We start from the raw sequence: 14595 nt of genomic DNA on the forward strand, positions 1-14595 counted from the left end.
AACCATGGGGGAAAGTGTTAGTACTCTTCAATTTACAACCATCGGTGATGTCATAAAGAAATATAGAGAACAATCGAATCAGAGTATTTCACTACTGGCAAAGGTGTCAGGGGTATCCAAAGGGGTTATTTCAAAGGTCGAAAGCGGGGAGACCAAACGTCCAGAGTTAAAAACGATTATGCCTATTGCGAAAACCCTCGGTATTCCCATTGCCGAAATCATCGAACACTACATAGAAATTGATGAGCGGCCAGATGTCCTACTCGAGCTCATCCATGAGGCTATTCAGTTGACCAACATTCCATTGGTCACGAAAGTTGCTTTACGGTTCCTCCAGACCTCTTATGAAGAGAGCCATGTTTTGATAGAGCGACTGTATAACTTCGTCGTTTCTCTGACAGACAAAAGTTATCAGCTGCCCTTGTATGATGTCATCATCAAATATGCGAGGGAACGTGGAATGCAGCGTTTCCTTGCGAGAGGGTTGATGCAAAAATTCCTCCTTCAAATGCATGATTTGGAGAAGCTGGAGGAATCCTTTCGCCTTGGAGAAGAAGCACTTCATTACACGGATTTCTTGGATCAGGAAGAAAGAGTCAACTTATACTATCAGATGGCTTTCCAAGCACATGACTTGAAAAAATATGAGAAGTGCATCGAGTTTGGAAAGATGGGACATGCCGAAGATACCACAAACAATGAAACAAAGGAGAGGGTTGCTTGGGCAATCTGCAATTCTTATTTTAGGATGAATAACATTCTTGGATTGGAAGAACATCTTCGAATGTACGAAGAATTGGGGTATCGCTTTGTAATTGAGAGATTAAAGTATTACAAAGCAATCATACTCTCTAACAAAGAACAGTATGATGAAGCGATCCCCTTATTAAGAGAGTGTGTGAGCGAAGCAACGAAAATCAATCGATTGCATCGGGTGAACATCCTTATGGAGACACTTCTCAAAATAAATGCCACTGATGCGATCCGAGAACTTATTGAGCACGAGGAAAATAATTTCGTATATGATTTCACCACTCCCTATAATTTTTCCGAATTAGGAAGATACTTCAGGCAAAAAGCGGCTTTCTATATAAACCAAGGGTCGTTTGATGATGGTGTTGAAGCATATCTGCAAAGCATGCATTATTTCGCTAAAATCAATTCCCGAAAAGATATTATGGAATGTTCCGAAGAAATTCTAACTTTGTACCACGAACAAGGGAAAGATATTAAATTAGATCTTCTAGGAAGAATAAAAGAAGTGTATAATAATGTAAACAAAGTAAATTTTAAGGAGTGAAATCAAATGAAGAAAAAGTTGGCTCTTCTCACAACGGTTTCTTTGTCCCTAGTCTGCTCTTTGCTCGTTGCACCGCAAGTCGGAACCCATGATCATACGTCTTCGTCAAAGCCTACAATCATAAAACCTTACACGGACGACCCCAGAGGTTGATTTGTAAAGGGGATATTCCTTTCTTTTGACTTTTGTGACTCAAGCATTCCTTCTTCCCTATTAATAGGAGAAGGGATGCTTTTTTGTTCTTACTGGCGAAAAATTCAAAGGAGCATGCCCGGCAGCTCCTTCGTCCTCCTTTTGCTTCCCATTTTCTAATCAGGCAAGTTTCCAGACCGTGTCCCTACTTCATAAGAAGGACGCACGTGATCGTACATGAGATGCAAAATCATGCCTGTCGCCGCATGATCCAGATTATGGCAGTGGTCCATCCACATGCCCGGGTTATCCGCGATAAATGCGACCTCATATGACTCGCCCGGCATGACGTTTAACGTATCGGTAAGCCACGGCGTTTTCACCTTCTCGCCGTTTCTCTTCAAAACTGTCATATGATGTCCGTGCAGGTGCATCGGATGCTCGGCCAAACTCTTATTCACAAACGTCGTTTTGACGATATCTCCTTCTTTGACGACGAAAGTCGGAACCCGGGGATACACATCTCCATTGATCGTCCATAGAAAATGAAACTTGCCGTTGTAAAATCCCATTTCGTTTCCGAGAATCATTTGGAATTCCCGATCGAATTCGTTCGCTGCTGTGACGTCGTTTGCGACGGGCTTACCGTAATCGGACGGAACGATAGGCAGTTCAAGACCTACGAGTTTAAAACGATGTGGTACGGCATCTTGCCCAATATTGGCATAGCGTCTATTTGCCGGTGTGACTTAAAAATTTAAGGGGGCCAGCGCCCCCCATCCTTCACAGACAATCTTTTTATTTTGACTATCCAAACACGCCTGAAGGGCCCTTCCCGCATAAACGGTTCAAAATCGTATAGCTAACAACAGTACGAAGTGGAAGGCCGGCTACTTTTATTTTTTTCCCCTTCTTCGGTGTTTCCACCTACATATGCCTCATTCGGGGGATGCCGAATACCGCGGACAACGCTTCAAAAAAACCGTTTTTTGAACTGGGAAAAGTTGTTTTCCGAGGAGCGGACGTCGCTTGGCGTTTTGGCAATGGGATGCGGATAGCGATCGTCACCCTTAATTTTTAGCTTGTAATGTTTCCCTTCTTCGGTCAATTCGAACCCGAGTTTAACGAGTTCCCGTTTTCCCTGACTCGACAGGCCGCCTGGCTCCGTCAGCACGGTTTTCACCTGAGCCAAAAACGTTTCCTTGTTATTGGTTCTTTCGTTGGCTTCCAAAATCGATTCCAGCATATTGCGGATGCGTACGGAACAGCTTCCGCTTCTGAGTTTCTCCTCGATGATCTCCAGGATGAGTTCTGCCTGCTCGCTGGCGAACAGTTCTGCTTCGGCGCCTTTGAAGATCAACGGTCTCTGCTCGTCCAACTCATTGGAAAAAAACATCTGCTGCCGTTCCCGCAAATAATAGTTTTCGGCCTCCAGGCTTTTGACCTGTTCCTGTAGTTCCTGGTTTTCCTGTAACGCGTAATCGATCAGTACGGTGTTTTCGGCTTCGCCTTCGCGGTACCGATCAATTGCCCGTTGATATTTCAAGTGTTGAACATAGGACCAGCGGCACTCGTCAGCGGTTTTCCGCGTATTTAATATGGTCTTGACGTAGTTTTGGATTTTTAGACTAATATTTTCATCCGTGTCATTTAACAAAAATCTTTTGTAATTGTGATTTTGCCAATAGATGCCGATAGAGCCGTTGTAGGCGTTTTTCCCGTCGGTCAAGGCCCGCAGTATCGTAGAAACTTTCGTATCGGTCTCGAAATAGACATGGGCCAGCCCGGCCAGTTTCTGAGCCAGCCTTCGCGGATCCGTCAGATACGTACCGCCAAAAAACTGCTTGCTCACATAGATGACCGGCATAAAATTATACTTCTGGCAGTTGATTAAGGAGGCAAGCTCCGCGGCATTTTCTTCCGTTACCTCTTTTGGCTCCGCTTCGATACGGATGCCATCGTCATACATCGGGCCTGTTTCCCGTATGAGCAAGCTGACAATGTACGGGGTAAGCGGGATTTGGGAATACGTCGTAATATTGAAATGCGAACGCGACGATACGATGGCTACCTTGAAATCCTCAGCTCTTTTATGCCCGACCACATCTGTGCGCCATTCGCCGTCTTCGTCTTTCCGGATATGACGCACTCCGCAGTGAACGCCTCCGCTCCTCGTCACATGGACGAACTCCATTACTTCTTGATCGCTCTCATACTTCAGACCATTCTGAATAGGCTGGTCATCGAACGTTAACGTGGTATGTGGACTGCGTTGTTGCCAGATCCGGCAAATATGTAGAAAGTGCTCAACCGTGGTATCCGTTGAAAGTGGAAGTACGGTGTTGAATCCTATCATAGGCTGTCTCCTCCCCTTAACTAAATATAGCATGCTTGATTTGGTAGAGGGAGGCAGTTTTGTGCTTATGTTCAAACAATTTTTAGTGCTTTGCGGGGGAGGGATTTAGTCGCTAACGCTAACAACTCTATGCCGAGAACAACTAATCATTCCATGAGTTGCTCTTCTCACGGAAGCTACTCGTCCACCTAAACTCCCCCACATATCCTTGCCGAGCGCGGAAAGAAAATCTCTGTATGACACCGGTCGTTTCATTACAAAACCTTGAGCTTTTTCATCGTAAAATCCTTATCTACTAAATTATTCATCTTGGTATAATTCCAAGTTATTCAATCGTTTATAGGCTTCAACGTTGATTTGATATCGTTATAAAGTTCATCCACCAATGATTCCTGATACACAGGTTTGCGCTGTTGAAGCGCAGTTTTCATGGTCTGGACGAATGTGGCTGGAAGTCCTTCGTTATCCACTTCATCCACTAGCTTCTGAAGGCTGCTCCACCTCGATTCTTCTATGTGAATATCATGGATCCCGGAAATGTAGTCCTCCGGCGTGTATCGCCAAAAAATAATTCTCCCTGCTGCATAGCGACGCCATAACCGAAATGCCATCTGAAACCCTTCTGGATCGAAATCTCCAGAGTAATAAAGATCACAACCTGCTGATACCAGACGATCACACAAGGCAAGAACCGCCAGAGAGAACTGACCGGCAGAACAGACCAAGGGAGGTAAAGACACCAAGCCATACTCATCTTCCCATCGATCCAATATTGATGAAAAGACAGCAGGATTCTCCACTATCCAAACACGCCTGAAGGGTCCTTCCCGTAAGAACGGTTCAAAATCCGTATATCTAACCACGGTGCGAAGCGGGAGGCCAAGCACTTCTTTTTTGCTCCCGATTTCACAGCTACCTGCTGTGTTTGTACCATAGATCCCGCTTACCACAACCTGTGACGATAAATCATCACGCAATATACGATTTTCGTAAAGAATTTGCATGACATCTTCTGAATTGGCTGGAGCGTTTCTCCCTTTCATGTAACAAAGGGCATAGAGCAACAATCTTCCCAAAGGAGCATCCATATCAAAAGCATGTGGATTCCCTGTAATATGAGTAGACAGAACAGCGAGGCGGATATACGCTGACCGCTCCGAGCCATCAAGATAGTTCAATGCCTTTACTACAATCAGCAACCATTGCTTGACATCTTGGGGAGACGTATTCCACCATTGCCGAACCGCCATCGCACCTGCTCCTTCGAGATGCGACAGCGCCTGTAGCCACTCGTTCACAACTAGATGGCTGCAATCGCTCGTTTCAACCGTCACTTCCTCCCAGAATGTATCCCATGCCAACTGATTCTGACGTTGTTGCTCTTTTTTACTGATCAGTGATTCGCCGAAATACCCCTCCAAAATGTCCATCAGCGGTACTTCGGAATACTTGGTTTTGGTTAATCCTTGTACAATATCTGTTACACGGATGATTCCATCTGTGCCCGGATCATACGGATGGTTCAGCAAGCCTGCCAGTGCCTCCGCTTCTGCCGGGGTAATACTTCGCAATGTGACCTTTCCACCCAGGTACCCCATACTTCTATATTTTCGCTTACATTCCCGAAAAAGTCGGTCGTAACCTTGGGATTGCGTCCGAAAATAGGCGACCGCCTGCTGCAGAAGTTTGCGGTGATTATCTGTGGTCATCATCCATGCTCTCCTCTTCCAGGCTGACAGCCGCCTCAGAATCGCCCAACTTCTCCCACTCTTCATTCAATACATGCCAGGTTCCACCATCCCACAAGTATCGTGCTACAGATACAAAGGCGGCATTTTTCGGCCGTATCAGTTCACAGATAGACAGGCGAGAGACCGTGTCATAATCCCCCCACAACGCTTGTGAGTTCATGATGTAATTAAAGCCCAGTTGCTCAACCAGCATGAACATGTCACGAATGTTGTTTTCATCCACTCCCGCAAAGGCTTCGTCGAGAGAAATCACTCTGGGTGCCTGCGGGTTAGCTTCCATGTAGCGGGAATAGGCTGCCGAGAAAAGCGGGATATACATGGCCATCGCTTTTTCACCGCCGCTAAATGTGAAAAAGATGCGATCTGTCAGCTCTTTATTCGCTTCTCCTTCCCGCTTGTGGAACAGCTTAAAGGTAAACCAGTGGCGATAGTCCAGAATCCTCCGCATGATTTGGTGCAAAGTTTCTCCACCGCCTTCTGCAGAGTCGGCTAGCTCTCGCTTGGCCCGTTCGATACGGGAACGGAAATGGTTGGTGATTCGCTCGATATCTTGCTCCCTCATTAGAGCGGGGTCTTTTCGCAAATACTCGACCAGCTCAGCCGTGCCGATCTGAGACTCGTCTTCCGCCGTGCGAGGTATCCACTTCAGGGAGAAGGTCAGTCCGCTGGAACTGTCCCGCTGCGCCATCAGTTCATTCATCCTTACTACCCATTTTTCCGCGCGGTGGATACGGTGTTTGATCACCCGTCCAACACTCTGCAAGATAACCTCTTCAAAGATTTTCCGATCCTCTGCGGTCAGATACAGGCGATGCAACTCAATCTCATGATTCAGTTTTTCCAGCAACATGTAGGGATGGCATCGCTTCCCTTCATGCTCCAACAGAACCGTGCGACGTCTTGCTCTTGTTTTCAGTTCGTTCCAATGATGGGACAGCGCAAGCGCTTCCGCTTGTTCCTCCCACGCCGCCTCCACCTTGAACTCCAAGACGTAATCGAGCGATGGCTGATACTCTAGCAAGTTGATTTGCCGTTCCGTTTCAAAGATCTTCTGCAATTGATTGTTATAGGTTTCTCGCTCACGACCTGCCATGACCGCTTGCAGCTTTTTCACCACACGAAACGCTACGTCATCCAGTCTGTGCAATTCACCTTCGACTGGATCAATATTTTCCTTATCATCGTCAATATAACTCCAAAGTCCAAGCGCATATTCATCAGAGAATACCTTCCACCAGGCGGTCCGCAGTTGATGACGTACTTCCGCAACTTTTTCCGCTTCGTGCAACATGTCTTGAAATTGATTGCGTCTGATATCTGCTTCCCCGATTGCACGCGATGCAGCTTGCAAGTCGTCGGGCAGTTTGTGCAATCTTTCTGTGCAATAGCGGATTCTTTCCCGGATCTCTTCCGCTCCCTGGCTAGCCAGCATGCGTTCAATCGCCTGCAACCGTTGTTTCTGCTTGTCCACTTCTCCCTGGGCGACATTTTCTTCTCCACGCAGCCGATCCCATTCATCGTTCGCTTCTTCCAGCATCTCCTCGGTCTCTCTTTGTCGTTGCAGCAAGTTACACTTGTCTCGAAAAATGTTTTCCAGCTTGCGCAGATTGTCCATGTAATCCTGCATGGATAAAAGGGCGTGGCGAAGCGTTTCTACTTCCAGTGGGATCGTCAGCCCCTCCGCTGTTTGTTTCAGCAGATCACGTTCCTTATATAGCGTTTCGATCGCTTCCCGCACACTTTGGTTGCGTCGTATTACTTCCTCCTGCCACACGGTCAACCGCTGTTTGCATTGTTCCACCGTTTGCAAAGCGTCCAGCAAATCTTTTTCGGAAGGAAAGCCCTGAAGCTCTTCGGTAAGGGTCTGGATACGTTTTTCTATATCGCTCATTTTTTGATGCAGACTATCCAGTTCCTGATCCAATTGCTCCAGACGCTGTTTCCAAGTCGCCAACTGCTCTTCACGATGCCTGCGTCTCGCTTCCTGCCCCACATACATTGACTTCTCAACGATGGGTGCGTGTCCGCTCAAGACGCCCATTCCAAAGCTTCCGCTTGCCGTTACAAAAGCAGGTAAGGACAGCCCTGCGGTTCTTTCCGCCAAAATCGTCTGAAGGACCGCTTCAATCTCCTCCTGACCAATTCCTGTCCCTTCCAAAGGGGTTGGCATCAGCCATTCGCTGATTGTATGGGCAAACAGTTGAGGGTCTGGCACGATTACCTTGTCTTTTACATAATCAGCCCATACGTCTACGTGCTCCAGATAAGATCTGGGGATAATCAATGCATCCAGCAGTCCCGCTTCCGTCAAAGCGGATTCTATCGCGGCACGTGCCATCTCCGGCACTTCCTGGCGAAATTCCACTGCTGCATAGAGCGGCACATGGGGAATTCCCTGCTCACTCAGCCACTCTCTGGCTTTGGCGGCTTGTTCGTGGCGGGGTGGTTCCGGATCTTTTCTGGTTTGCCACAGGCGGTATTCTGCCTCAGCTAGCTCACGTTCCCGTTGCCTTGTCTGGAGCAGCATTTGCACATCTCCGTAGAGATCGCGCAAATCCTGGCGCAATAGCTGATAGGCGTGAACGATCGGTTCTCTAACCGTTTCATAGCGGTCTGACGCTTCAAAATGAGCTATCCGCCGAATCGTTTCTCTTACTGTTTCGGGAGAAAGCCGAAGCTCACTCACCTCTCCCTGCCATTGATGCAACAATCCGATCAATTTCTCTTTTTCTTCCTCTACTATAAGCTCCCACTTTTCTTTTTCCTGTTGGTAGGCATCCACCTGTTTTTGAGCGGCTCCCAGCGTACGCTCCGCTTCCATGCGTATCCGTTCCGCTTCTGCTGTCTTTACAGCCTGATGATGAGTCGTCTGCAGCCGGTTTCGATACTCTCTTGCCTCCTTTTGCCACAGTTCCATCGAATATCCTTGCTGCGCCTTTTCAAACTCCCTACGGGCCATATCATGCGCGGGAAATTCGTTTTCCACCACCGCCAGCTCCAGATCTTCGAGCAGATCGGTCATCTGATCCCCGGCCTCTTTGATATTCATGCCTATTTCTTCAATAGTTCGTCGCAACTGAATTATCTTTCCCCGCTTGGCATCACTTTCCTTCTGCTTTTCCTCAAATCGCCGTTGTTCCTGTTGCAACTGCTGCTCGACTATGATCCGCTCTGCTTCCGCCTTGGCGATATCGTGATCCTTCAATCGCTCATGCTCTTCCGCAAGGGTTTGCTGCTCGATTCTGAAGGCGTCCAATTGGGACTGTAGACGAGCCCGTTCCTCTTCCTTTTGGACAAGCAGGCGCCGATACTCCTCCACTTTTTTTTGTGCAGCTCGAGCCGCGTTGACGGCATCGGTCAAGCCCTTCGCTTTATCGTACCAGATAAACCTGTTGTATTCGGTATACTCCTTGGAAATTCGTGACAATGCCTTCTGGTCCCGCTCCAATTGTTCCAGTTGCAGTTTTGTACGGTCCATGGATTCAATCGCCTCGGACAAAGGCCGCAGCTCTTCGTCAGAGAGGCCAGGCAGGGAATTTTCCAGGATATTGTAGATTACAGTCGGTTTAAAGTCTTTGGACAGTTTCGGACTCCGCAAATGAATCAGCAGCTTGATCAAATCTTCATAGGCCTCCAATGACGGGAACCCAAAAAGAAGTTTGTTCACCATCTCCGCGTATTCACTTTGTGAGAAAACTACCCTGCCCCCGGGTCCGATCTCCTTCTCCAGCTCCCTTTTTCCCAGCGGAATGCGCTCTTGCTCCTGCTTTTCTGCATTGTATACCAGCCGGTACAAAAACAGGTCATGCCCGATTCTTCTGTTGTCTTGAATGGAAAAGCCCCAGAAGTCCATCTGCGCGTTGCGCTTGGCCCTCAAACCGATCCCGATCGTTAAAAACTGATTGGTGTACGGTTTGCAAAATTCGAGATACAGATAGCCGGTTCTCTCATCACGACCGGTTACTTCCTTTTCACCCAGCAGGTAATCTTCCATCCGCCTTGCCTTGGAGCCAAAGGGGTCGAGTCGATCCGGGCTTTTTTTGCCATCTAGCACAACTGGCAGCAAGCTTTGCATCGTTACCGACTTACCGGAGCCATTGGTCCCACGTAGCAACAGCTTGCCATCGGCAAATTCAAAACACTCGTCGTCGTAATACCAGAAATTGACCAACCCCGCTCTGGACAGCTGCCATCTATTCGATTCCATCTGGCTTCTCGTCCCCTTCCTTTCGCTTCTTTACGTAATCATTTGGATAATGGGATGTGATTCTCCCCAATCGTGGCATGATAACGATCAGTTGTTCATTTTCATCCCGACAAGCCATTCCCCCTGCCTCCATCTCTTCCAGCAACTGATGCGCCAACGGTTTGGTTTGCATCTCGCGCAACGTTTTCCCCCATCCATGTCCATGTTCCGCATGGCATTGCTCCAGCAGCAATTCGTAATCCACTTGTGTCAAAAGTAGCCGACCGTCATTCTGCAAGGGAAAAGTACCCGCTTCAATCGCTGCTCGAACCGTACCGGCAAAAAAGAAAACCACATCGCTAATCGCTCTGGTGTCTGGATAAAGTGTGCTTCCCATGCTTCTCCCATGATGAACCAGCATCGCATCTTGTCCATAGATCTCCAAATCCAGTCCCACTGTCTCTTCAAAATCCCGCGCTATTACGTTTCGCTGGTTGCGAAGATACGTCCAATCCCCATCCGCCATCTCTTCCTCCCGTATTCCGGGCGTTAGCAATAATTGACGGTATACGCGATGTCTACGTGCCAATGTTTCATTTTCAGTGTCAACGATTTTCAATAGATCCTCTGTCGTCTCAAATTGCATCAAATCGCGCGGATACGCTCGCAGAAAATATTTAACCAAAGGGGTGGGTTCATACAAGGCATCCGTTTGATCAGAAGCAGCAAACCCCTGATCGTCGCCATCCACAACAAGCAGCAGCTCCCATTCACGGGCAAGCTGCAGAACACGAACCAGTGACTTGCGATGATCGTAATTGGTCCAATCCACCGCACCGGGCCCTGGATAGGTGACTTTTATTTCTTCGCATATATCAGAAAGCAGGAATTGATCGTCGATGCTTTTTGCCTCCAGAAACGCCATTAACAGAGAAAAAAACACATAATCCCGGACTTCCGCAAACCCAGGCAACCCCATCCACGGTTGTATTTGTCTGCTCACGAACTTCTCCAGTTTGACAAATTCGTAATGGATCAGCAGACGAAAACCCAGTTTTTCATTAAAAAAGGGTCTAAGTACGTGCTCTCGTTCACGAACCGCCTGATACCAGACCATGTCGCTACGCGGAATCCAGAATCTCTCTAGCAATTCCCATGCGGCTTGCTGAGCCAATTCATCAAAACGAGGCGTATACTTGTTGTGGATACGTTCAATCTCGCTCATCTCTTCACCTTGCTTTCATCCATAAAGTAAAGCACATAATCGGGCATTTCCAGAACGCCGTCCGTGCACTGCAAACGCACCCGTTCTCCTGTACCAGAATCGACCACTTTAAAGCGTCTGCCATTGTCTGTCTTTCCTTCACCTGCTGGTGACGCCATGCTTTTGCCGATCCATCCAAGCAAGGTTTGCCGCACAAAAGGCTCGATGACCGGAAGTTCCCGCACACTTACCCGATTCCCTGCAAATATCTGATTCAATCGGGCCTGCCGCTCCGCCTTCAGCTTCAAATGCTCAGCCAGCATCGCTTTTTTCTCTTCATCTTTCGAGTCGATTTTGCTTGGTCTCGTCCTCTCTCGATACTCGTGGATGCGCGGTTTCACCACATATTCAGCTGGCTTCATATCCCAGATGGTGGAGTAAATGTCTTCTGTCGTCTTCGGTGATTCCACCCACATGTGCCTCATACGGGAGATGCCGAATACCGCTGCCGATAAGCAATGAGCCTCTTTCACACTTTCCGTTGAGGCAAACCATTTTGCCAGATAGAGGTAATCGGCCCTGCGACTCCGCATGCTGGATTGCCGTTCCCCCATTCGCTGCGCATAACGGGCAATGCGGCGTATCGCTTCGTTTGTCTCCCGCTGCAAGTCTTCCAGGTCACTACCCCGGCCGCTTCCGTCTCCCAGAAACCATTGCCAAATCCCTTCCCACTGATCGTAATAGCGCTTTACTAGATCTTCCTTGACAAGCGCTGCCGTATCAAAACGGGGAATTGAGACCTCGTAACTTGCTACCCGCTGGAGAATGTCATCCAATAGGTCGCGATTTACCTGTGCGAGCAAGCCTTCTATCTGGTAAGAGCTACGCTGCAATCCCATCATGAAGCGTCTTAGGTAGTCGGTCACTTTATCTTTGTAGAGGAGAAACTGCTCCGTCATCATCACGTCTTCTATCTGCACGCTATCAAGGTTTGCCATATAATCCCGGGCGTTATTGGTTACCTTACGAAACAATTCATACAATTCGGACCACCAGTGATACAGTTTCTCGTCCGTCCAATCTTCCATCTCAAAACGCGGACGCTCTCCTGGCTTAGGAAAGGAGACACGACCCAGCCGTGTCAAAAATCTCAATGTTTCTACCAGTTTGTCAAACTGGGTAGCCTCCAGCGAGCCACCGTATGTATCACCCATCTCCTCCAGATCTTCGATTAACCGCTCAAACTTGATGGTGTATGGGCTAGCTTGATAGCGATACCTTTTTTTCTTGAAATCTTCTATTTTGTTCACCTTGCCTGATTGTTTTCGCTGCAGGTTTCCCCAATCGTATAACTGCTGCAAATCCAGCTGAAGCAGGTCTTCGGTGTACGCGGATGCCTCACTGGGCTCCATACGTTCTTTTACCGCTTGCAATATTTCTTCCGGTCTTAGCCAGTAACGAAGCCGCTGTTGTTGCTCATAGAAATAGCGCAAAATTGGCCTATAGCGATATGCGTTTTCTACTGACAGGTATTTGGCTTCATTTATGGCTTTGTAGTTGATAAGGGAACGATTATTAGACAAAAAATTACCTCCCCCGATTTTCCACATGAAGTGACCCTGACTTATAAAGTTGGCATGTTCTCTTTGGCAATCGTTTTTGTTACAAAAGTAGATGTCTGTTTCGTTGCATTGCTCATTATTATCATACCATCTCTCCCAAACCTACCGGATAGCTTTTTAAGGGGGCTTGTAAACATTGATTAAGAGGATATAATTATATAGGAACATACGTTCTATACTTTTGGAGGTGACTATTATGGCAATTGGCGATCGGTACAAAACCGGACAAAGATCTCCGGCAAATGCTTATTATGCGTGGGATGGTTACACCGATGGGACTTATTCACCGAGACCTACTGCGGAGGAAATGAAGATAAAACTAGAGAGAGACGAGGTGTTTCCTCCTATTAATTCCACTGATAAAGGTGCCTATTGGAAAATGACATCGTATGCTTAGCGGGGTTAAATGTAGACAAGGACAGCCATTGGGGTTGTCCTTGTTGGTTTTTGTGCATCCAATTTATTTATTCTTCTGGTCTATAACTAACGAATCTTACACCCCTATACAACACCCAACAATTTACAAAAAACATGAAAAATGGCTCACCATAACGGGTCTGCCGGTCAATTTTTCATAAAAAAAGTGGTCGAAGGATTCTCTAACCACTTTTCCATTTATAATACTTTATTCATTCGCTATGTCTTCGTTATTGGCTCCTTATTTATTCGCTATTCATTCCCTATTCATTCTCTATTTGCTCGTCATCTGTTCGCTATTGTAAGCTTTTTATTGCTGATCTGTATCAGCGTAACCAAGATCGCTCAAAGTGAGATCACTGAACTGTCTACCTAGCTTGTACGCTCGTATCCGTTCGGTCCCACTAGCTGGCTCGATAATACCTTTTTCCATCCATTCTTTAGCCCATTCTGTAACTGTTCTCGGTACAACTTTAAATTCCTCTGCAATTTCTTTAGGAGTGATATCTCCACTTTTTCCGAGCAAAAGTTTAATCACGATAAGCTCTCGGGGCTCTAACCTCTTTACCCTCGGATCAATTTGCTGTTTGTACTTACTCTCAGCAATTCGTGCTACTTTACGGAAAGCCCTCTCCATCGTCAAGACAAAGTACTCAAGCCAAGGTGCCAAGTCAGAAGGATTATTCCTGCCATTATAATAAAGTACCGGCAGACCCATTTGTAATTTCGTATAATATCCCTGCAAGTCTGACACATAATACTCTTCCATCGAGTTAAACCCTTTCAGATCATAGCCATCGATGCTAAGAATATAGGTTGCAAGAGCCCGAGCCGTTCTTCCATTTCCATCATAAAATGGATGTATGGTTAACAGTTGATAGGCAGCAATACCAGCTCTTACTGGTGTCGGCAATTCTCTTGCGTAGTCACTATTGATCCAAGTTACAAAATCTTTCATTAATTGAGGCACATCGTTTGCTTCTGGTGGAATATACTCAGGCTCACCTGTAATACTGTCATAAACAGCAAATAATACTCCAGGTCTCATAGGTCCTCTATATTCACTTTCTTCATTCCTTCTCCCGGAACCCCTTACTTCAATGATTGAATGCAGCCTCTTGATAAAGTTTTCGCTGATTTGGATCTTTAGTCTTTTGGATGCGCTTAAAAAGGAAAGAGCGTTCCAATAATTTCTGACCTCTTGTTCTGCTTTCAGACCTTGCCTATCTCGGTGTTTGATAATAGCTTGAGAAACCTCTTCCAAATCCAATGGGTTCCCTTCTATTCTTGTAGAGTAATGTGTCATTTTTAGTTTTGCTTCGTTACGCAACTCTTTTTCAATATCTTTAGGGAGGGGGAGCATTTCAACTGTAATCTTGTATTTTTCAATCGCCATCAAAGATTTTACAATGGTGTGGGTATACTGGAATCTTGGTTGATACAATAGTAGACCTCCTTTCTCATGTTACCCCTTATTGTGATTTATTTTATAACTTAATGAGCACGACTCATTAACAGCAATCTCAGGAGTTGACTCTAGACATATACCTAGCTTTTACTTGTTATAATTCATTCCAAAGCGCTAGGTATCCTGCGTCCTTCTCTGGATATATGAAATCCATACAGA

Annotated in this window: 8 protein-coding genes and 1 pseudogene; 2 read left to right on the forward strand and 7 right to left on the reverse strand. The window is 46.7% G+C overall.

What is annotated here, in order from left to right:
- Window positions 1-4 precede the first annotated feature (4 nt).
- Entirely contained in the window at window positions 5-1300 is a 1296-nt protein-coding gene (locus tag JD108_RS21750; protein ID WP_198827981.1) for a helix-turn-helix domain-containing protein, read from the forward strand.
- Window positions 1301-1608: 308 nt separating this feature from the next.
- Here the strand turns inward: JD108_RS21750 and JD108_RS21755 are convergent.
- The 6 genes and pseudogenes from JD108_RS21755 to JD108_RS21780 all read right to left on the reverse strand — a co-directional run.
- Window positions 1609-2091 (reverse strand): annotated as a pseudogene (locus JD108_RS21755) (multicopper oxidase domain-containing protein); the annotation flags it as partial.
- Between the two features lie 314 nt (window positions 2092-2405).
- Window positions 2406-3611, reverse strand: coding sequence for a hypothetical protein (locus tag JD108_RS21760; protein ID WP_228728244.1), 1206 nt, complete (start codon window positions 3609-3611; stop codon window positions 2406-2408).
- A gap of 506 nt (window positions 3612-4117) precedes the next feature.
- Window positions 4118-5500, reverse strand: coding sequence for a TIGR02679 domain-containing protein (locus JD108_RS21765; RefSeq protein ID WP_198827983.1), 1383 nt, complete (start codon window positions 5498-5500; stop codon window positions 4118-4120).
- The gene (locus JD108_RS21770) at window positions 5484-9746 is read right to left on the reverse strand and encodes a TIGR02680 family protein (RefSeq protein ID WP_198827984.1); all 4263 of its coding nucleotides are present in this window, start codon (window positions 9744-9746) and stop codon (window positions 5484-5486) included. The genes JD108_RS21765 and JD108_RS21770 overlap by 17 nt, the downstream gene beginning before the upstream one ends.
- Window positions 9733-10950: a TIGR02678 family protein gene (locus tag JD108_RS21775; protein WP_198827985.1), complete on the reverse strand. Its 1218-nt coding sequence runs from the start codon at window positions 10948-10950 to the stop codon at window positions 9733-9735. Before JD108_RS21775 ends, JD108_RS21770 begins: the two co-directional genes overlap by 14 nt.
- Window positions 10947-12512, reverse strand: coding sequence for a TIGR02677 family protein (locus JD108_RS21780; protein ID WP_198827986.1), 1566 nt, complete (start codon window positions 12510-12512; stop codon window positions 10947-10949). Before JD108_RS21780 ends, JD108_RS21775 begins: the two co-directional genes overlap by 4 nt.
- Before the next feature lie 235 nt (window positions 12513-12747).
- Here JD108_RS21780 and JD108_RS21785 point away from each other — a divergent pair, with 235 nt between their 5' ends.
- Complete coding sequence (locus JD108_RS21785; RefSeq protein WP_228728245.1) at window positions 12748-12948, forward strand: YjzC family protein; 201 nt, start codon at window positions 12748-12750, stop codon at window positions 12946-12948.
- 330 nt (window positions 12949-13278) lie between these two features.
- Here JD108_RS21785 and JD108_RS21790 read toward each other — a convergent pair whose 3' ends face one another.
- Window positions 13279-14412, reverse strand: a complete 1134-nt coding sequence (locus JD108_RS21790; RefSeq protein ID WP_198827987.1) for a Fic family protein — start codon at window positions 14410-14412, stop codon at window positions 13279-13281.
- Between the last annotated feature and the right edge of the window lie 183 nt (window positions 14413-14595).

This window comes from Brevibacillus composti, from assembly GCF_016406105.1.
Taxonomy (GTDB): domain Bacteria; phylum Bacillota; class Bacilli; order Brevibacillales; family Brevibacillaceae; genus Brevibacillus; species Brevibacillus composti.

Excerpts from the sequence above, each read along its gene's own strand:
- JD108_RS21775 (WP_198827985.1), bottom strand. The coding sequence starts at position 10,950 with ATGAGCGAGATTGAACGTATCCACAACAAGTATACGCCTCGTTTTGAT.
- JD108_RS21750 (WP_198827981.1), top strand. The coding sequence starts at position 5 with ATGGGGGAAAGTGTTAGTACTCTTCAATTTACAACCATCGGTGATGTC.
- JD108_RS21770 (WP_198827984.1), bottom strand. The coding sequence starts at position 9,746 with ATGGAATCGAATAGATGGCAGCTGTCCAGAGCGGGGTTGGTCAATTTC.
- JD108_RS21765 (WP_198827983.1), bottom strand. The coding sequence starts at position 5,500 with ATGATGACCACAGATAATCACCGCAAACTTCTGCAGCAGGCGGTCGCC.
- JD108_RS21785 (WP_228728245.1), top strand. The coding sequence starts at position 12,748 with ATGGCAATTGGCGATCGGTACAAAACCGGACAAAGATCTCCGGCAAAT.